The organism is Sphingobium scionense (assembly GCF_014197035.1).
GTDB classification, from domain to species: Bacteria; Pseudomonadota; Alphaproteobacteria; order Sphingomonadales; family Sphingomonadaceae; genus Sphingobium; species Sphingobium scionense.
In genome coordinates this window covers 88,406-106,745 of sequence record NZ_JACIEU010000006.1, presented here as the reverse complement: position 1 = coordinate 106,745, position 18,340 = coordinate 88,406, and the positions used below count along the sequence as shown (strand labels likewise).

Genomic DNA, 18,340 nt, shown 5'->3' with positions numbered 1-18,340 from the left:
AGCGGGGGGCAAAAGATTTGCTATCCGAAATGCAGAACGAGCGACAAAGCGGGTGGTTCCCGATTTCCGCTCCCGCTCCTGAATTTTAAATGCTCATGTTTTCAAGCATTTCACTGGTTGATCGAATGTTAACCAAAAATAATTTCCGCAGGCGAGCGGAAAAAGACGGTGCGGTTCAGCCGAGCGGCCGGCCGCTGTTGCGATATTCGGGGCGGATCGTCGATTCCGGCAGCTTGTCCGTCGATAGGAGCGGGGCCGGAATGGGCATGGTCTGGACCTCCGATGTGGGGGGCGTGGTAGATGGCAGCGGCACATAGGCGGCTGCCGGTCCCGCGCCCAACAGTTCGGCGGGTGTCACCGGACGGGCCGGCCATATCCGGTGGGCCGGACCGGAAATCTGCTCGCGCCCCAGATAGGCGTCGCTGAAGGCGGCGGGCGTCCCGTTGAAGCCCATGCCACGATAGAAGATATGGGCGCCGATCACGGCCACGGGTTGCAGCGTAGCGGCCCAGGCCGGGCGGACGGCGAGGGTATGATAATGGGTGGCGAGGCCCACCGGGGCATAAGCCTTGCCGGAAAGCGCCTGCTGGGCGACGCCGCGCGCGCGGACCCAGGCGACGGCGTTGGGCAGGCGGGCCATGGCGCCGTCGCAGCTGAAGGTGAACTGGCAGTGGAAGTCGGTGCGTTCCGATCCCTGATAGACGACGCCGCACACGGTGTTGGGCCATAGCGGACTGCGCACGCGGTTCAGCACCACCTGGGCCACGGCGCGCTGGCCCTCCTCCGGCTCGTTTCCGGCTTCATAATAGATGGCCGATGTCAGGCAGTTGAGCGCGCGATAGCTGTCGGTTGCCGTGATGCCGCGAAAGATGGTCGCGGGGGCGGTCTTCACCTCGGCCAGACCCATGACATGCGGGCTCTGGATGGTGAGTGCGCCGGGAGCAGGATCAAAGGCACCCTCGGCAAAGAAGAAGGCGGAGCCTGGGAAATTGGCGCCGGCCTGTTCGGCGGGATCGGGGCCATGATGGTCCTCGGCCAGCATGTCGAGCGGCGCGGCGGTGATGAGATGCGGCACGACCAGCACCGCAAGCGCGAGCGCCCCCAGGCCGCCATGCCAGATCCATCGTTCCTGTTGTCGCGAAAGCCGCATCACCCTGCCGGTATCGAGCGGGCCTGATTGCCGCGCGGCCTTGTCCATAGCCGATTTTCCTTTCCAATTCCTCCACGGAATGGGGCGGGCCTCGTGCCGGGGCAGGGCGATTGCCGTCTGAAGCCCGGGCAAACCGGCTCTTTTCGCGACGCTGCATTCCCTTGCTTGGCAAGCACGCATCCGCTCCGCTATGCGGGGTGCATGCTGCTCCAGAAAGATAGCCTCGCCCTGATCGGTAACACCCCGATGGTGCGTCTCGCCGGTCCGTCCGATGCCACAGGATGCGATATCTACGCCAAGTGCGAGTTCGCCAATCCCGGCGCGTCGGTGAAGGATCGCGCCGCCCTGTTCATCGTCAATGATGCCGAGGAGAAGGGGCTGCTGAAGCCCGGCGGCACGATCGTCGAGGGGACGGCGGGCAATACCGGCATCGGCCTGGCACTGGTCGCCAATGCCAAGGGTTACAAGTCGATCATCGTCATGCCCGAGACGCAGAGCCGGGAAAAGATGGACACGCTGCGCGCGCTGGGGGCGGAACTGGTGACGGTGCCGGCGGCGCCCTATTCCAACCCCGGCCACTTCGTCCACACCTCGCGCCGCCTGGCCGAAGAGACGGAAGGGGCGATCTGGGCCAACCAGTTCGACAATATCGCCAATCGCAAGGCGCATATCATCGGCACGGCCGAGGAAATCTGGACCCAGATGGAAGGCCGGATCGATGGATTCGTCTGCGCGGCAGGCACCGGCGGCACGATCGCCGGCGTGGGGCTGGGTCTCAAGGCCCATGACGAGAATATCACCATCGCGCTTGCCGACCCTCATGGCGCGGCGCTCTATAATTATTATGCCCATGGCGAGTTGAAGGCGGAGGGCAATTCGGTGGCCGAAGGCATCGGTCAGGGTCGCATCACCGCCAATCTGGAAGGGGCGCCGATCGATGCCCAGTTCCGCATTTCCGACGAGGAGGGGCTGGAGTGGGTTCGTCGCCTGCTGGCTGAGGAAGGCCTGTGCCTGGGCCTGTCGTCGGGTATCAATGTCGCGGGCGCGGTGGCGCTGGCTAAGCAGCTTGGGCCGGGCAAGAAAATCGTGACAATCCTGTGCGATACCGGCTTCCGCTACCTGTCGACCCTCTACAACCGCCAGTGGCTCGAATCGAAGGGCTTGACGGTGTTCCCCTGGCTCGCGCACAATTGACGGGCCGACACGGGTCGCGGCGGCATAAAATAGAGCATGTTCATGGCTGATCATTCCCGCCGTCAGGAGGGGTTGCAGCGCGTTCAGATCGGGCTGACCGGCCTGGCAGGTGTCGTCCTGCTCGTCGGGCTGGCGAATATCGTCATCGACAAGGCGCGGGTGGACGATATTGCGTCCGCGCCGCCGGCCGTGCCGACGATCGACGTCAATGCCGCTGTCGCCGCCACCACGCCCAAGGAGCCGCTTGCCGAACTGGGGGTGCAGCCCGCGCAGGAAATGGCGCCGATCGTCCCCGATCTGCAGCCCGATCCCAAGATTCGCAAGCCGATGGACCAGGAACCCGCGCCGCAGACGCCCTGACCGGCGATGATGCCGTTCGCTCGCTTTCTTTCCCAGTTGCTCACCCTGTTGCTGCCGGCAACGCTGATGCTGCTTGCCGGTCTGGCGGCTGCCTGGCGCACGGGGCAGGCGGACCCATGGTGCTGGGGCTGGCCGGCGCTGTTGCTGCTGGCGCCGGCGGGTTGGTGGCTGGCGCGGCAGGATATGCTGCATGCGCTGTGGGTGGGGCTGGGTGGCGCCGGGATGGCGCTGCTCTTCTGTGCCCTGGCTGCTGCACGCATGCCCGAACTTTGGGCGATGGTCGGGTTGGTGCTGCTGGCCCTGACGGCGGCCGGCGGTGGCGCTTGGTTGTGGCAGCGGCGCTGGCTGCCGGCGCTTGTCGCATTGGTCGTGGCGCTGCTGCTGCTTGGCTTCGGGCCGGCCCGTCCCATTTCCTCCCAGCCTGATCGTCCGGTGCTCGCCGTCATCGCCGCGCTGCCGCTCTTCTGGGAAGAGGGTGGGGCGGGGACAAGGCGGGACGCGCCGATCGTGACGCTGTTGCGCAGCCGGTTCGACGTGCGGCCGATCGATGATTCGCAGGCACTGGCCGCATCCGGTGCGTCCGTCCTGCTGCTGGCGCAGCCCCGTCCGATGGCGCCGCAGGCGCTAGTCGCGCTCGATCGCTGGGTCCGGGATGGCGGCCGGCTGCTGCTGCTCACAGATCCGCGCCTGCGCTGGCCCTCCGATCTGCCGCTGGGCGACCGGCGCCGGGCGCCGATGGTCGGCGCGCTTGGCCCCTTGCTGGCGCATTGGGGCGTGCAGGGCGGGGCGGTGCGCGACCGGGAAATACGCCATTTCCTGCCGGATGGGCGACTTTTGACGATGGCCGGGATGCAATTCCTGTCATCGGTGGGGCAGGGGGCGGCTGTTCCGCTGCCGCTGCGGATCGGGCGCGGGGAAGTGCTTCTGCTGGGCGATGCTGACCTGGTCGACGATCGACTGTGGCTGGTCGATCCGGCGCGACCGCTCGACCCGCGTGCCTGGAGTGCGGATACGCCGGCGCTGGTGGTGCAATGGCTGGGGGGCAAGATGCCGGATGGCCGCCGCTGGATGCGCGATGTCGCGGATGTCCGGCTGGGGCTGCGATCGGCGCTTCTGGCTGGGACAGGCTGGGCGATACTGGGTCTGATGCTGCTACGCCGCCGTTCCGGGCGGAATGGCATGAGAACAAAAAGTGAAAATAGGCTGGTGAAAGGAGTAAAAAACGGTTAATCCCGTTTCTGACCGGCTTTTCCCAACTTCACCCAATATTTCCCTTTGCAGGCCGCCTCATGCTTGGTAGATATTCCAACATTGGGGTTAGTCAGGCTTTGCGAGAGTCTTGCGCCGGGAGTCGAATGTGCGATTCTGGCGACGGGAAGCCTGCGCCCTGCTTAAAAGGGGCGAATTTCCAGCGTGTCGGATGTCATTCTCTATTCGGGCAACGCGTTCAGCGTCGCGGACGGCAAGGGCCGTTTCGTGCTGCCCCTGGAGATGCGCCGCCAGGTGAAGCTGGGCAGTGGTGGCGAAAACCGCCTGTGTCTCTCGGTTCATATGGACAATGGCTGCGCCACCGGCTTCGGCCTGTCCCACAAGCTGTTCCTGTTCGAGGAAGTGAATGAGCTGGAGCGCGAGGCGCGCGCCGCCAATCGCCCCTTCAACGGTGACCTGGAGCGCGAGAATCGCCTGGGCACGATCGAAGACGTGAATTTCGACGAGGGTGGCCGCTTCTTCCTGCACCCCGATATCAAGGAAGAGGCTGGTATCACCGACGTCGTGTTCTTCTATGGCGTTGGCCGTTATTTCCAGATCTGGAAGCCCGAGGCGCTGGTCGAAAGTCCGGATCGCCCGGCGCTGATCCGCAACAAGGTGCGTCGCTGGCTGGAACAGCGCGCAGCGGAGGGCGGCAAGTGAGCGCCGCGCCGCATATCCCTGTCCTCCTGACCGAAGTGCTCGATGCGCTCGCCATTACCCCGGGCGAGCGGCATGTCGACGGCACCTTTGGCGCGGGCGGTTATTCCAGTGCCATGGCCGCCGCTGGCGCGCAGGTCTTTGCCTTTGATCGCGACCCCGATGCGATCCGGGAAGGACAGGCGCTCGCCGATGAAAAGGGCATTACCCTGATCCCCGGCGAATTTTCGCGGATGGAAGAGCTGCTGGCCGAGCGTGGCGTCGGCAGCGTGTCGGGCATCACGCTGGATATCGGCGTGTCGTCGATGCAGCTTGATCGGCCCGAGCGCGGCTTTTCCTTCCAGTCCGACGGTCCGCTGGACATGACGATGAGCCAGGGTGGCATTAGCGCGGCCGATTTCCTCAATACTGCCGCGGAAGAGGATATTGCCGACGTCATCTATCGCTATGGCGAGGAGCCGCGTTCGCGCCGGGTCGCCCGTGCCATCGTCGATGCGCGCCCGCTGGAGCGGACCGGTCAGCTCGCCGCCGTGGTGCGCCGGGCGCTGGGCTACAAGCCGCATGACAAGAAAGATCCGTCGACCCGCACCTTTCAGGCGATCCGCATCCATGTGAATCGCGAACTGGAGGAACTGGAACGCGCGCTCGAAGCGGCGGAAGCGCTGCTGGAGCCGGGTGGCCGCCTTGCGATCGTGACCTTCCACAGTCTGGAGGATCGCATCGTCAAGCAGTTCCTGCGCAAGCGCAGCGGCAGCGAGGCGGGTGGATCGCGTCATTTGCCTGAGAAAAAGGCAGATGCTGCGCCCGCGTTCGAAAAACCGGCCAAGGCGGTGAAGCCGGGCGAAGCGGAGCTGGCGCGCAATCCGCGTGCCCGTTCCGCCACCCTGCGCAGCGCCGTGCGGACTAGCGCCCCTGTTGCCAATGCCCATCGGAGTGCCCGGCCATGATCGCGGTCAAGAGATTGCAGAGCCTGATCTGGGTGTTGCTGGTCGCGCTGGGTGCGCTGGGCGCCTATCTCGTGTCGCTCAAGGTTGCGACCGAGCGCAATGACGTGATGCGGGTACGGATGCAGATCGCGCAGGCGCGCGGCGATATCCGCTATCTGGAAACAGAGTTCAGCGCGCGTGCCAGCATGCGTCAGCTGGAGCGCTGGAACCAGGACGATTTCATGTATGCGACGCCGACCGCCGGTCAGTATCTGGCGGGCGAACAGGCGCTGGCGCATCTGGATGGCGTCCAGCCCAATGGCCCCGACTATGTCGCGCCGCCGGTGATGGTGGCGATGGTGGAGACCCCGGCTGACCTGCCGTCCGCGCCACAGGCCGCGCCGGCCAGTCCCGCCGCCAGCCAGATCCGCAGCGACATCGCCGTGATTCGCGAGGCCCATGCCGCCGACAATGTCGAGAAGCTGGCCAAGCCCGCCGCGCCGGTGAAGCTGGCCGAACAGCGCGCCAAGGTGGATGGTGATGTGTCGCGGCCCAATCCGGTCGCGCGGCGGGCCGAGCGTATGGCGATGCTCGACGCCAAGCTGCTGGACGACAGTACCATGGGTGATCTGAGCGCTCGGGCGGCGCGCGAACGGAAGGGAGCGCGCTGATGGCCACGATCATCGTCCAGCCGGGTGGAGCCCGCGCCGGGCGACAGCGGGTCAGTCTGACGGCGATTGCCCATAATCGCCTGATGCTGCTGCTGATCCTGTTCATGATGATCACGGCCGTGCTGATCCTGCGGCTGACCTGGGTCGGTATTTTCGCAAGCGGCACGGGCAACGGCGATGGTTTGTCGGGCTTTACGCCGGCGCGCGCCGATATCGTGGACCGTAATGGCGTGCCGCTGGCGCGCACCATGGATGCCTATTCGATCGCCGTGCGGCCTTCAAAACTGATCGGCGATCCTGACGAACTGGCGCGCAAGCTGCATGAAATCTTCCCGGACGAGTCCGAAGCGGTCTTCGCCAAGAAGCTGACCGGGCGTGGTTGGGCCTATCTGCGCCGGCGCGCGCTGCCCGAGGAAGTCGCGGCGGTGAATGCGCTGGGCGAGATCGGCATCGAATTCCCGCGCGAAAAGGAGCGGCTCTATCCGCAGCGCACACTGGCCGCGCATGTGCTGGGCTTTGCCCCCAATGCCGAGGGCACGGGCGGCATGGGCGTGGAGGCCGCGTTCAACGATCGGATGATCGACCCGGCGCAGCGCAGCAAGCCTTTTGCCATGTCGATCGACAGCCGGGTGCAGGGCGCGCTGGAGAGCGAGCTTTATGCCCAGCTGGTCCAGACCCGGGCCAAGGGCGCGGGCGGCATCATCATGGACGTCAATACCGGCGAAGTGATCGCCATGGCCTCGATCCCGGTGTTCGATCCCAACAAACTCCAGAATTATGCCGGCAAGCGCTGCTCCGAATCGCCGCTCTGCAACCATATGGTGCAGGCCCGCTATGAGCTGGGTTCGGCGTTCAAGCCGCTGTCGATCGCGGCGGCCATGGATGCGGGTGTCGTGACGTCGATGAGCAAGCGCTATGACGCGACCGCGCCGCTGGCGGTCGCCGGTTTTCGCATCAAGGACGATCACTCGCTCGGCCGCTGGATCAACGTGCCGGAAATCCTGGTTCACAGCTCCAACATCGGCACCGCGCGGATTGCTGACGAGATGGGCGCGGCGCCGCTGCAGAAGCTGTTTCGAAACCTGGATTTCGACCAGCGCTCGCCGATCGAGTTCAATGAGCGTGCCAAGGGCATCTGGCCGTCCAGCTGGGGGCGCATCACCAGCATGACGACCTCTTATGGCCATGGCATTGCGGTGACGCCGCTGCATCTGGCGGCCGCCTATGCAGCGCTGGTCAATGGCGGCATCTGGCGCCCGGCGACGATCCGCAAGCTCAAGGCCGACGAAGTGCCCGAAGGGCGCCGTGTCTTTTCCGCTGCGACCAGCGCGCGCATGCGCCAGCTGTTGCGGATGATCGTGTCGGCGGGTACAGGGCGTAGCGCCGACGCCAAGGGATTCCGGGTGGGCGGCAAGACGGGTTCCGCTGAAAAGCCCCAGGAAGGGCGCTACAACAAGACTTCGCTGGTGACGACTTTCGCTTCCGCCTTCCCGATGGACAATCCCCGTTATGTGGTTCTCGTCACGATGGACGAGGCGACGGGCCAATATGGCCTGCGCACCGCTGCATGGACGGCGGCGCCGGTGGTGAAGCGGGTGGTGGAGCGCACCGGGCCGATGCTTGGCGTAATGCCGGACGAGCGGCGGGACGTGGATATTTCGGATTTGATGCCGCTGTTGCACGGCGACAAGGAGACAGAGTGATGCGCCTCGGGTCGCTAATCGAGGAGCTGGGCGTCGAGGTCGGTGGCAGCACCGGCCTCGACACGTCCGTGACGGGTTTTGCCATCGACAATCGCAAGGTCGCGCCGGGCACCATCTTTGGTGCCTTTCAGGGGCTGCGCGTCAATGGCGAGGATTTCATTGCCGACGCGGTAAAGGCCGGCGCGGTTGCGGTCGTGGCCCGGCCGGAGGCGAAGGTCGAGGGCGCGGTGCATATCGCCGACGCCAATCCCCGCCGCCTGTTCGCGCAACTGGCCGCGCGCTATTTCGCGCCATTCCCCGATGTGACCGTCGCCGTCACCGGCACCAATGGCAAGACCAGCACGGTCGAACTGGCGCGCCAGCTGTGGCGGATGCTGGGCCACAAGTCGGCCTCGATCGGCACGCTAGGCGTCACCACCTCGGTCGATCAGGTGTCGACCGGCCTCACCACGCCGGACATCGTCACCTTCCTCGCCAACATGTCGGGCCTCAAGCGCGAGGGCATCACTCATGCCGCGTTCGAGGCGTCGAGCCATGGCCTTGACCAGTATCGCACCGAAGGCCTGCCGGTTGCGGCCGGCGCCTTCACCAACCTGTCGCGCGATCATCTCGATTATCATGGCGACATGGATAGCTATTTCGACGCCAAGATGCGCCTGTTCGACGAAGTCGTGGGTGATGGCGGCGCCGCCGTCATCTGGGCCGACGATGAATGGTCGGACAAGGCGATCCAGCGGGCTACGAAGCGGGGGCTTCGTGTGCTGAGCGTCGGGGTGCAGGGGCAGGCACTGCGTCTTGCCAACCGCACCCCGACCCAGTTGGGCCAGACGCTGGAAATCGAAGCCGACGGCAAGCTCTACAAGGTCAATCTGCCGCTGATCGGCGCCTATCAGGCGGCCAATGCGCTGACGGCGGCCGGCCTCGTCATCGCGACCGGCGGCGACACCGCCAAGGTGCTGGAATTGCTGGGTCGGGTCCAGCCGGTGCGCGGCCGTCTGGAACGCGCGGTCATCAGCAGGGCGGGTGCCCCCGTTTATGTCGACTATGCCCATACGCCCGACGGCCTGCGCGCCGCGATCGAGGCGCTGCGCCCCCATACCAAAGGCAGGCTGATTGCCCTGTTTGGCGCCGGCGGCGATCGCGACGCGGGCAAGCGCCCGCTGATGGGCAAGGTGGCGGCGGACCTGGCCGACCATGTGATCGTCACCGACGACAATCCCCGTTCGGAGGAACCCTCCGCGATCCGCGCCGCCGTGATGGCGGGCGCGCCGGGGGCGGAGGAAATTGGCGGGCGCCGCGCGGCGATCGCCGCCGCCATCGGTCAGGCAGGGGGCGACGATATCGTCCTGCTCGCCGGCAAGGGGCATGAGCAGGGCCAGATCATCGGCAACCGGGTGCTACCCTTTGACGATGTCACCGTGGCCCGGGAGTGCGCGGGGTGAGCGATCTCTGGACCTCGGCCGAGATCGCAGCAGCTACGGGCGGCGCCGTGTCGGCGCCGTTCGCCGTTTCGGGCGTCGCCTTCGACAGTCGCGAGGTGGGCGTGGGCGATCTGTTCGTCGCGATGAAGGGCGAAACCACCGACGGCCACAAGTTCATCGACAAGGCCTTTGCTCAGGGCGCGGCGGGCGCGATCGTCAGCGAGCCGGTCGATCATCCCCATGTGCTGGTGCCCGATAGCGCCGCCGCGCTGGAAGCGCTGGGCCGCGCGTCGCGCAAGCGCAGCGGTGCGAAGATCATCGGCGTGACAGGATCGGTCGGCAAGACAGGGACCAAGGAAGCCCTGTTCCTGGCGCTTGATCGGGTGTGCCCAGGGGGCGTCCACCGTTCGGTCAAAAGCTATAACAACCATGTCGGCGTACCGCTCAGCCTGGCGCGGATGCCGCGCGACGCAGCCTATGGCGTGTTCGAAATGGGCATGAACCATGCCGGCGAACTGGCCGCGCTGACGCGCCAGGTGCGCCCCCATGTCGCGATCGTCACCGCCATCGCCCCCGCTCATATCGAATTTTTCGGCACCGAGGAAAAGATCGCCGAGGCCAAGGCCGAGATTTTCGAGGGGGTGGAGCCGGGCGGCACCGCGATCATTCCCTATGACAGCCCGCATGTCGCTACCCTCTATGGCAAGGCGGAGCGTCATGCCGATCATATCCTGACCTTCGGCTTCAGCCCGGAGGCGGATATTTTCGTGCGCGATACCGTGCCGGCGCCGGGCGGCGGCACGCTGGTCACGGCGGGGCTGCCCGGCGCGGAACTCTGTTTCACCGTCGGGGCGCCGGGCGAGCATTGGGTATCCAATGCACTTGCCGTGCTGGCCGCGGTCGAGGCGCTGGGCGGCGATCTGGCTGTCGCCGGTCTGGCACTGGCGGAAATGCCCGGCCTGCCCGGCCGTGGCGAGCGCCGCATCCTGCCGGTGGCGGGCGGAGAGGCGCTGCTGATCGACGAAAGCTATAACGCCAATCCGCTCAGCATGGCGGCGACCCTCAAGCAGCTCGGCCGGGAGCAGGCCGACCGCCGCATCGCCGTGCTGGGCGGCATGCGCGAACTGGGCAGCCGCAGCACCGAACTGCACGCCGCACTCTCGCAACCGTTGAGCGAGAATGGCGTCGACTATGCGATTTTGGTGGGCGAGGAGATGGCCCCGCTGGCCGACGCCCTTGGGGGGCTCGTCGCCTTCGCCCATGTGCCCGACGCCGCGTCGGCCACCGATCTGATCAACAAGGAAATGCGCGCGGGTGACGCGATCCTGGTCAAGGGCTCCAATGGCATCGGGCTGTCCCGCCTGGTCGCCGCCCTTGGCGATGCCGCCCGCGACGGAGATAAAGACTGATGCTCTACTGGCTTGCCCAGACCCTGGATTTTGCGGGGGCCTTCAACCTTATCCGCTACCTGTCCTTCCGGGCGGGCGCGGCGATCGCGACCGCGCTGATCATCGGCCTCGTCATCGGCCCCAAATTCATCGGCTGGCTGCGCGTGCGCCAGGGCAAGGGCCAGCCGATCCGCAGCGACGGGCCGCAGAGTCATCTTGCCAAGCGCGGCACGCCGACCATGGGCGGGCTGATGATCCTGACCTCCATGGTCATATCGGTGCTGCTGTGGATGGACCTGTCCTCCACCTATGTCTGGGCCTGTCTGTTCGTCACGCTGGGCTTCGGCGCAATCGGCTTCCTCGACGATTATGACAAGGTGACCAAGGCCAGCCACAAGGGGCTGTCGGCCAGGATGCGCCTGCTGTTCGAATTCCTGATCGCCGGTTTCGCTGCCTGGATGATCGTCAACCAGCATGGCAATACCGCGCTCTACGTGCCCTTCTACAATGGGCCGGCGATCGAGCTTGGGCCGTTCTACTTCCTGTTCGCGGCCTTCGTCATCGTTGCTTTCGGCAATGCGGTGAACCTGACCGACGGGCTTGACGGCCTGGCCACCATGCCGGTCATCATCGCCTGCATGGCCTTCATGGCGATCGTCTATCTCGTCGGTCGTGCCGACTTCGCCAACTATCTTGGCATCCCGCATGTGCCGGGTGCGGGCAACCTCACCATCCTGTGCGGCGCGATCATCGGGGCGGGGCTGGCCTTCCTGTGGTTCAACGCGCCGCCCGCCGCCGTCTTCATGGGGGACACTGGCTCGCTCGCGCTGGGCGGCACGATCGGCGTGATTGCGGTCACCGCCCATCATGAAATCGTGCTGGGTGTCGTCGGCGGCCTGTTCGTGGTCGAGGCGCTGTCGGTCATCATCCAGGTCTTCTTCTACAAGCGGACCGGCAGGCGCGTGTTCAAGATGGCACCGATCCACCATCATTTCGAACAGCTTGGCTGGGCCGAACCGACCGTGGTGATCCGCTTCTGGATCATCTCCTTCGTGCTGGCGCTCGCCGGCCTCGCCACGCTGAAGCTGAGGTAAGCGGATGATCGTTTCGCAGGCCTTCAAGGGGAAGACCTACGCCGTATTGGGGCTGGCCCGTTCGGGGCTCGCCACGGTCGAGACGCTCGTCGCCAGCGGCGCGCGTGTCGTCGCCTGGGACAGTCGCGAGGAAGCGCGGGCGGCCGTCGCCGACAAGGCGGAACTGGGTGACCCGATGGAGATCGACCTGGCCGGTTTCGACGGCATCGTCGTGTCGCCGGGCGTGCCGCTGAACCGTCACCCCATCGCCATGCGTGCCAAGATCGCCGGCGTGCCGATCATCGGCGACATCGAACTGTTCGCGCTCGCCCGGCCGACGCTGCCGCCGCACAAGGTCGTCGGCATCAGCGGCACCAACGGCAAGTCGACCACCACGGCGCTGATCCATCATATCATCGAACAGGCGGGCTATCCCACAGTGATGGGCGGCAATATCGGCCTGCCGATCCTGAGCCAGCCGCCGCTGGAGCCGAACCTGCACGGCGTGGGCGTCTATGTGCTGGAACTGTCGAGCTACCAGATCGACCTGACCCACAGCCTCGACTGCGACGTCGCGGTGCTGCTCAACATCACGCCCGACCATCTTGATCGCTACAATGGCTTTGCAGGTTATGTCGCGTCGAAGGCGCGATTGTTTGCGATGCAGTCGGCCGATCATGTTGCCGTGATCGCGACCGAGGATGAGCCGAGCCGCGGCATTGCCGCATCGGCCCCGGCGCAACTGCGCGAAGTGAAAGCCGCCGATATCGATCCGGAGGCTCAGCTTGGCTGGCCGTCGCTGCAGGGGCCGCACAATGCACAGAATGCCGCCGTCGCGATCGCGGTCGGCCGGGCGTTGGGCATCGACGACGCGACCATCATGGCGGCGCTCGCCAGCTATGCCAGCCTGCCGCACCGGATGCAGGCGGTGGGAACGCATAATGGCGTGCTCTACGTCAATGATAGCAAGGCGACCAATGCCGCCTCGACCGCCCCGGCGCTGGGCGCCTGGCCGGCGAAGGATGGCAAGCCCCGCATCCACTGGATTTTGGGCGGCGTCGCCAAGTCCGACAATCTGGACGAATGCGCGCCTTATTATGGCAATATCGCCCATGCCTACACCATCGGTGAGGCGGGGCACATGTTTGCCGACCTGCTGCGGCCGCACATGGCGGTCGATGACAGCGAGATGCTGAGCGCCGCCGTCCGTCGCGCCGCGCGCATCGCCCAGCCGGGCGATGTCGTGCTGCTGTCGCCGGCCTGCGCCAGTTTCGACCAGTTCCGGGATTTCGAGGCGCGCGGCGATGCCTTTGCCGCGGCCGTGAACGCGCTGGAATAGAACGCACTGGAATAGACAGGGCGATCGGGGGCAACGGGATGGATAGCGAGGGACGGAAAGGTATGTTCAGGGCGGGCGAACTGGTGAAGGGCTTCAAGACCCGCACCGTGCCGCGCGAGCGTACCGCGCTGGCCATCTGGTTCTGGGAAATCGACCGGGTGCTGCTGTCGCTGATCGTCGCGCTGATGGCGATCGGGCTGGTCGCCGTGGCTGCCGCATCGCCGGTGGCCGCGATCGATCGTTCGACCGCGCAGGTGGCGGTCAATCCGCTCATCTATTTCTATCGCCAGCTGATCTGGGTGTTCATCGGCCTGCCGATCATGCTGGTCATCTCCATGCTGCCCCGGCCACAGGCGCGGCGGCTGGCGATCTTCCTGGCTGTCTTCTTCTTCCTGATGCTGCTGTTCGTGCCGCTGCTCGGTTCCACCGTGAACGGCGCCAAGCGCTGGATCGACCTGCCGGGCTTCCGCTTCCAGCCTTCGGAGTTCCTGAAGCCGGTCTATGTGGTGACGCTGGCCTGGCTGCTGTCGCTGCGTGCGAAGGATCAGAGCCTGCCTGTGATGCCGCTGACCGGGGCCATGACGCTGCTGATCGCGGCAATCCTGATGAAGCAGCCGGACTTTGGCCAGACGGTCATCTTCCTCGCCTGCTGGGGCGTGCTGCTGATGCTCTCGGGCCTCGAAATGCGCTGGATCGCCATGCTGGGCGGGCTGGCGCTGGCCGGACTGGTCGCGGTCTACATGTTCTATGAAAATGGCCGCCAGCGCATCAACGACTTCCTGGGCATCGGCGTCCAGATGGACACCGGCCCGGACCAGACGGACCTGGCCTTTCGAACCATCACCCATGGCGGCTTCACCGGCGTCGGGCCGGGCGGCGGCCAGAACAAGTTCCGCCTGCCCGAAGCGCATACCGACTATATTTTCTCGGTGATCGGCGAGGAGTTCGGGCTGTTGGCCTGCATCGCCATCGCCTGCGTCTATCTGGCGATCATCGTGCGCGTGCTGCTGCGCCTGCTGGATGAGGAGGATAATTTCACCATCTTCGCCGCCGCCGGCCTCACCACCCAGTTCGGACTGCAGGCGATCATCAATATGGGCGTCAATGCGCAGATTTTTCCGTCCAAGGGTATGACGCTGCCCTTTATCAGCTACGGTGGCTCCTCTATGCTGGCGCTTTGTATCGGCGTCGGCCTGCTGCTCGCATTCACGCGGCGCAACCCCTTCATGGGTCGGCACACGGTCGTCAAATGGAGTGGTCGATGAGCATTTCCCGTCACTTCGTCCTCGCCGCCGGCGGGACGGGTGGTCATATGATTCCCGCGCATGCGGTGGCAGAGGAGCTGATGGCGCGCGGCCATCATGTCGCCCTCGTCACCGATGAACGCGGCGCCAAGATCCCAGGCATCTTCGACAAGGCCCCAGAAAACCGGGCTCAGGTCCATGTCATGCCCGCGGGACGCATGACCAAGAATCCGGCGAGCTGGCCCGGCGCCTTGAAGGCGATCCTGGCCGGCCGGGCGATGGCCCGTCGGCTCAACGACACGTTCAAGCCGACTGCCGTGGTCGGCTTTGGCGGCTATCCCGCCATGCCTGCACTGCTGGGCGCGCTGGCCGACGGCATACCGACCGCAATCCATGAACAGAATGCGGTGCTGGGCCGGGTCAACCGCCTGCTCGCCGGCCGGGTCGACGCGATCGCCACCGCCTATCCGGTGGTCGAGCGCCTCAAGGACAAATATGCCGGCAAGGTGCATCTGGTCGGCAATCCGGTGCGCGAGGAAGTGAAGGCGCTGCGCGACGAGGAATTTCCCGCGCTGACCGATGAGAGCGTGTTCCGCGTGCTGGTGATCGGCGGCAGTCAGGGGGCGAGCATCCTGTCGAGCGTCGTGCCCGAAGGGCTGTCGATGCTGCCGATCGCGCTGCGCCGCCGCCTTCAGGTGACGCAGCAGTGCCGGGCCGAGGATATCGAGCGGGTGCGTGCCACCTATGCCGAGATGGAAATCCCGGCCGATCTCGCCACCTATTTCAACGACGTGCCCGAAAAGCTGGGCTGGTCGCACCTGATGATCGCGCGGGCAGGGGCATCGACCCTGGCCGAGCTGACCTGTGCCGGCCGTCCCGCCATCCTGGTGCCGCTGCCCAGCGCCATGGACGATCACCAGACCGCCAATGCGCGCGAGATGACCGAGGCTGGCGGCGCCCGCACCATAACCCAGTCGCGCTTCACCGCCGTGGAACTGGCCAAGCAGATGCAGAAGATGGCGCTGGAACCCGGCGCCCTGCAAAATGCCGCCAAGCGCGCCCGTGCCTGTGGCCGCCCGGATGCGGCGCGCGACATGGCCGACCTGCTCGAAAGCATCGGCCCCGCGCCGATCATGAATGACCCGCTTCGTGTCGGCCCCACGCCGACCACGCTCAATTTGCAGGGGGTGCCGGCCTGATGGCATCCCTCTTCCGTCATGCCAGCGAAGGCTGGCATCTCACTTCTTCTGTCTCCGTCGCTCTTGAAGAAAAGAGAGATCCCAGCTTTCGCTGGGATGACGGTGTTGTTTCGGAGTTAAACGCATGAAGGGTGTCGGCACCGACATCGGCACGATCCATTTCATCGGCATTGGCGGCATCGGCATGTCCGGTATCGCCGAAGTCATGCATAATCTGGGTTACAAGGTTCAAGGATCCGACGTCGCCGAAGGCTATGTCGTGGAAGGGCTGCGCGCCAAGGGCATCAAGGTGATGATCGGCCACAAGGCCGAAAATCTGGGCGATGCCGCCGTGGTCGTCACCTCGACCGCGATCAAGCGCGGCAATCCGGAAGTGGAACTGGCGCTGGAAAATCGCGTACCGGTGATCCGCCGCGCGGAAATGCTGGCCGAACTGATGCGCCTTAAGTCCACGGTCGCCATCGCCGGCACCCATGGCAAGACCACGACCACCTCGATGGTCGCGGCGCTGCTGGATGCGGGCGGGGTCGATCCGACCGTCATCAACGGCGGCATCATCAACAGCTATGGCTCCAACGCGCGCCTGGGCAACAGCGACTGGATGGTCGTGGAAGCCGATGAGAGCGACGGCAGCTTCCTGCGCCTCGACGGCACGATCGCGGTCGTGACCAATATCGATCCCGAACATCTCGACCATTATGGCAGCTTCGACGCGGTGAAGGACGCCTTTGTCGAGTTTGTCGAGAATGTGCCCTTCTATGGCGCGGCGATGCTCTGCCTCGACCATCCCGAGGTGCAGGCCATCCTGCCGCGTGTGCAGGACCGCCGCATCGTCACCTATGGCTTCTCCGCCCAGGCCGATATTCGCGGCGAGAATGTCCAGCCGGTGCCCGGCGGCAATCGCTTCGACGTCCAGATCCGCGAACGCGACGGCGCGACCCGCCGGATCGAGGGGATCGAAATGCCGATGCCGGGCCGCCACAATGTGCTGAACGCCATGGCGGCGATCGGCGTGGCGTTGCAGATGGGCATCGACGACGCGACCATCCAGACCGGCTTCGCCAAGTTCGGCGGCGTGAAGCGCCGCTTCACCAAGGTCGGCGAAATCCCGGCCGGGGCAGGTGTCGCCACCGTCATCGACGATTATGGCCACCATCCGGTCGAGATCAGGGCGGTGCTCGCCGCCGCCCGCGAAGGTGCCAAGGGCCGGGTGATCGCCGTCGTCCAGCCGCATCGCTTCACCCGCCTGCGCGACCTGATGGATGATTTCCAGCAGGCCTTCAACGATGCCGACATCGTTTATGCCGCGCCGGTCTATACCGCCGGCGAGCAGCCGATCGAGGATGTCGACAGCGCGGGGCTGGTCGCCGGGCTCAAGCGTCGCGGCCATCGCAACGCCGCCACCGTCGCCGATGCGGACGATCTCGCCCGCGTCATCGCCGCCGATGTCCAGGCTGATGACATGATCATCTGCCTGGGGGCCGGCGACATCACCAAATGGGCGGCGGGCCTGTCCGCTGGGGTCACCGCCAAGGTCAAGGAAACCGCCTGATGTTCGAGCTCTTCAATGTCGGCCTCGAAATGCAGAAGCGCATGATCGACATGCAGATGCAGGGCGTGGAAGTCGCGCGCGACATGGTCGAGGCGGCGCAGAAGCAGGTGCAGACCGGCATGGCCGCGCATCAGGCCGGCGAGGCGGGCATGAAGGCGATGAAGAGCTGGATGAATCTCTGGGGCGTGCGCGGTTGACGGTGATGGCTTCTCTCCCGGCCGTTCGCGGCGCGCTCAAGGCCGATGCGCCGCTGGCACCGCTCGTCTGGTTCAAGGCGGGCGGGGCGGCGCAATGGCTGTTCGAGCCCAAGGACACCGACGACCTGTCCGATTTCCTGGCCATGCTCGGTCCGGCGATGCCGGTGATGGCGCTGGGCCTTGGCTCCAACATGATCGTTCGCGATGGCGGTGTGCCGGGCGTGGTCGTGCGCCTGGGCAAGCCCTTCGCCAAGGTGGAGGCGCTGGACGCCACTACGCTGGTCTGCGGTGGCGGTGCGTCGGGCATCCTTGTCTCCTCGACCGCGCGGGATGCCGGCATTGCCGGTCTCGAATTTCTCCGTTCCATCCCCGGCACGGTCGGCGGCTTCGTGCGGATGAATGGCGGTGCCTATGGCCGCGAGACTGCCGACATATTGGTCGAATGCGAAGTCGTGCTGCGTTCGGGGGAGCAGGTGACCCTGCTCAACCGCGATCTTCATTACAGCTATCGCCATTCCAACATGGTCGACGGCGCGGTTGTCGTGTCGGCCACCTTCCGGGGCGAACCCGGCGAACCAGCCGCGATCCAGGCAGAAATGGACCGCATCGCCACCGCGCGCGAGGAAAGCCAGCCGCTGCGCAGCAAGACCGGCGGATCGACCTTCAAGAATCCCGAAGGGCACAAGGCCTGGGCGCTGGTCGATGAAGCGGGCTGTCGCGGCCTCGCGCTGGGCGGCGCGCAGGTGAGCGAGAAGCACACCAACTTCCTGCTCAACACCGGCGACGCCACCAGCGCCGACATCGAAGCGCTGGGCGAGGAAGTCCGCCGCCGCGTCAAGGAAAAGAGCGGCGTCGAGCTGGAATGGGAAATCCAGCGTGTCGGCATGTTTGCCGACGGCGCAAACAGAGATGCCGTGGGGTTGGCGAAGTGATCGGTGAATTTCTTCCGTCATGCCAGCGAAGGGCAAAGCGAGGCACGGGACTCGCTTCGCCATCTCACTTCCCTTCTTTCATT

General features: G+C 65.6%; 18 protein-coding genes. 17 read left to right on the top strand and 1 reads right to left on the bottom strand.

Features of this window, described 5'->3' with window-relative positions; all coding sequences use genetic code 11:
- Positions 1-175: 175 nt before the first annotated feature.
- Complete coding sequence (locus tag GGQ90_RS08415; RefSeq protein ID WP_246428185.1) at positions 176-1,150, bottom strand: cell wall hydrolase; 975 nt, start codon at positions 1,148-1,150, stop codon at positions 176-178.
- Between the two features lie 201 nt (positions 1,151-1,351).
- Between GGQ90_RS08415 and GGQ90_RS08410 the strand changes: the two genes are divergently transcribed.
- The 17 genes from GGQ90_RS08410 to murB all read left to right on the top strand — a co-directional run bounded on the left by GGQ90_RS08410 (position 1,352) and on the right by murB (position 18,257).
- Positions 1,352-2,344 (top strand): cysteine synthase A, encoded by a 993-nt coding sequence (locus GGQ90_RS08410; RefSeq protein ID WP_188081720.1) that lies wholly within the window; start codon positions 1,352-1,354, stop codon positions 2,342-2,344.
- A gap of 42 nt (positions 2,345-2,386) precedes the next feature.
- On the top strand, positions 2,387-2,704 hold the full coding sequence (locus tag GGQ90_RS08405) for a hypothetical protein (RefSeq protein ID WP_188081719.1): 318 nt from the start codon (positions 2,387-2,389) through the stop codon (positions 2,702-2,704).
- A 6-nt stretch (positions 2,705-2,710) separates the two neighbouring features.
- Positions 2,711-3,934 carry a Gldg family protein gene (locus tag GGQ90_RS08400; protein WP_188081718.1) on the top strand — a complete coding sequence of 408 codons (1,224 nt, stop codon included), beginning with the start codon at positions 2,711-2,713 and terminating at the stop codon, positions 3,932-3,934.
- Between the two features lie 183 nt (positions 3,935-4,117).
- Complete coding sequence (locus tag GGQ90_RS08395) at positions 4,118-4,615, top strand: division/cell wall cluster transcriptional repressor MraZ (RefSeq protein WP_188081717.1); 498 nt, start codon at positions 4,118-4,120, stop codon at positions 4,613-4,615.
- The gene (gene rsmH / locus GGQ90_RS08390; RefSeq protein WP_188081716.1) at positions 4,612-5,559 is read left to right on the top strand and encodes a 16S rRNA (cytosine(1402)-N(4))-methyltransferase RsmH; all 948 of its coding nucleotides are present in this window, start codon (positions 4,612-4,614) and stop codon (positions 5,557-5,559) included. The genes GGQ90_RS08395 and rsmH overlap by 4 nt, the downstream gene beginning before the upstream one ends.
- Positions 5,556-6,209, top strand: coding sequence for a colicin transporter (locus tag GGQ90_RS08385; RefSeq protein WP_188081715.1), 654 nt, complete (start codon positions 5,556-5,558; stop codon positions 6,207-6,209). The genes rsmH and GGQ90_RS08385 overlap by 4 nt, the downstream gene beginning before the upstream one ends.
- Positions 6,209-7,912 carry a peptidoglycan D,D-transpeptidase FtsI family protein gene (locus GGQ90_RS08380; protein ID WP_188081714.1) on the top strand — a complete coding sequence of 568 codons (1,704 nt, stop codon included), beginning with the start codon at positions 6,209-6,211 and terminating at the stop codon, positions 7,910-7,912. Before GGQ90_RS08385 ends, GGQ90_RS08380 begins: the two co-directional genes overlap by 1 nt.
- Complete coding sequence (locus GGQ90_RS08375; RefSeq protein ID WP_188081895.1) at positions 7,912-9,354, top strand: UDP-N-acetylmuramoyl-L-alanyl-D-glutamate--2,6-diaminopimelate ligase; 1,443 nt, start codon at positions 7,912-7,914, stop codon at positions 9,352-9,354. Before GGQ90_RS08380 ends, GGQ90_RS08375 begins: the two co-directional genes overlap by 1 nt.
- Positions 9,351-10,742 (top strand): UDP-N-acetylmuramoyl-tripeptide--D-alanyl-D-alanine ligase, encoded by a 1,392-nt coding sequence (locus tag GGQ90_RS08370; RefSeq protein WP_188081713.1) that lies wholly within the window; start codon positions 9,351-9,353, stop codon positions 10,740-10,742. Before GGQ90_RS08375 ends, GGQ90_RS08370 begins: the two co-directional genes overlap by 4 nt.
- The gene (gene mraY / locus GGQ90_RS08365) at positions 10,742-11,815 is read left to right on the top strand and encodes a phospho-N-acetylmuramoyl-pentapeptide-transferase (RefSeq protein ID WP_188081712.1); all 1,074 of its coding nucleotides are present in this window, start codon (positions 10,742-10,744) and stop codon (positions 11,813-11,815) included. The genes GGQ90_RS08370 and mraY overlap by 1 nt, the downstream gene beginning before the upstream one ends.
- Positions 11,816-11,819: 4 nt before the next feature.
- The gene (murD, locus tag GGQ90_RS08360; protein WP_188081711.1) at positions 11,820-13,133 is read left to right on the top strand and encodes a UDP-N-acetylmuramoyl-L-alanine--D-glutamate ligase; all 1,314 of its coding nucleotides are present in this window, start codon (positions 11,820-11,822) and stop codon (positions 13,131-13,133) included.
- A gap of 62 nt (positions 13,134-13,195) precedes the next feature.
- Positions 13,196-14,398, top strand: a complete 1,203-nt coding sequence (gene ftsW / locus GGQ90_RS08355) for a putative lipid II flippase FtsW (RefSeq protein WP_188081710.1) — start codon at positions 13,196-13,198, stop codon at positions 14,396-14,398.
- Positions 14,395-15,576 (top strand): undecaprenyldiphospho-muramoylpentapeptide beta-N-acetylglucosaminyltransferase, encoded by a 1,182-nt coding sequence (gene murG / locus GGQ90_RS08350; protein ID WP_188081709.1) that lies wholly within the window; start codon positions 14,395-14,397, stop codon positions 15,574-15,576. Before ftsW ends, murG begins: the two co-directional genes overlap by 4 nt.
- Positions 15,576-15,704 (top strand): hypothetical protein, encoded by a 129-nt coding sequence (locus GGQ90_RS29665; protein WP_281391426.1) that lies wholly within the window; start codon positions 15,576-15,578, stop codon positions 15,702-15,704. The genes murG and GGQ90_RS29665 overlap by 1 nt, the downstream gene beginning before the upstream one ends.
- Complete coding sequence (gene murC, locus GGQ90_RS08345) at positions 15,701-17,128, top strand: UDP-N-acetylmuramate--L-alanine ligase (protein ID WP_188081708.1); 1,428 nt, start codon at positions 15,701-15,703, stop codon at positions 17,126-17,128. Before GGQ90_RS29665 ends, murC begins: the two co-directional genes overlap by 4 nt.
- On the top strand, positions 17,128-17,325 hold the full coding sequence (locus GGQ90_RS08340) for a hypothetical protein (RefSeq protein WP_004207957.1): 198 nt from the start codon (positions 17,128-17,130) through the stop codon (positions 17,323-17,325). Before murC ends, GGQ90_RS08340 begins: the two co-directional genes overlap by 1 nt.
- Positions 17,326-17,330: 5 nt before the next feature.
- Positions 17,331-18,257, top strand: a complete 927-nt coding sequence (gene murB / locus GGQ90_RS08335; protein ID WP_188081707.1) for a UDP-N-acetylmuramate dehydrogenase — start codon at positions 17,331-17,333, stop codon at positions 18,255-18,257.
- Positions 18,258-18,340: the final 83 nt, after the last annotated feature.

Coding starts and splice junctions, on each gene's coding strand:
- murB (WP_188081707.1), top strand. CDS start 17,331: ATGGCTTCTCTCCCGGCCGTTCGCGGCGCGCTCAAGGCCGATGCGCCG.
- murG (WP_188081709.1), top strand. CDS start 14,395: ATGAGCATTTCCCGTCACTTCGTCCTCGCCGCCGGCGGGACGGGTGGT.
- GGQ90_RS08405 (WP_188081719.1), top strand. CDS start 2,387: ATGGCTGATCATTCCCGCCGTCAGGAGGGGTTGCAGCGCGTTCAGATC.
- GGQ90_RS29665 (WP_281391426.1), top strand. CDS start 15,576: ATGGCATCCCTCTTCCGTCATGCCAGCGAAGGCTGGCATCTCACTTCT.
- ftsW (WP_188081710.1), top strand. CDS start 13,196: ATGTTCAGGGCGGGCGAACTGGTGAAGGGCTTCAAGACCCGCACCGTG.
- mraY (WP_188081712.1), top strand. CDS start 10,742: ATGCTCTACTGGCTTGCCCAGACCCTGGATTTTGCGGGGGCCTTCAAC.
- GGQ90_RS08380 (WP_188081714.1), top strand. CDS start 6,209: ATGGCCACGATCATCGTCCAGCCGGGTGGAGCCCGCGCCGGGCGACAG.
- GGQ90_RS08340 (WP_004207957.1), top strand. CDS start 17,128: ATGTTCGAGCTCTTCAATGTCGGCCTCGAAATGCAGAAGCGCATGATC.
- murD (WP_188081711.1), top strand. CDS start 11,820: ATGATCGTTTCGCAGGCCTTCAAGGGGAAGACCTACGCCGTATTGGGG.
- murC (WP_188081708.1), top strand. CDS start 15,701: ATGAAGGGTGTCGGCACCGACATCGGCACGATCCATTTCATCGGCATT.
- GGQ90_RS08375 (WP_188081895.1), top strand. CDS start 7,912: ATGCGCCTCGGGTCGCTAATCGAGGAGCTGGGCGTCGAGGTCGGTGGC.
- GGQ90_RS08410 (WP_188081720.1), top strand. CDS start 1,352: ATGCTGCTCCAGAAAGATAGCCTCGCCCTGATCGGTAACACCCCGATG.
- GGQ90_RS08415 (WP_246428185.1), bottom strand. CDS start 1,150: ATGCGGCTTTCGCGACAACAGGAACGATGGATCTGGCATGGCGGCCTG.
- GGQ90_RS08385 (WP_188081715.1), top strand. CDS start 5,556: ATGATCGCGGTCAAGAGATTGCAGAGCCTGATCTGGGTGTTGCTGGTC.
- GGQ90_RS08400 (WP_188081718.1), top strand. CDS start 2,711: ATGATGCCGTTCGCTCGCTTTCTTTCCCAGTTGCTCACCCTGTTGCTG.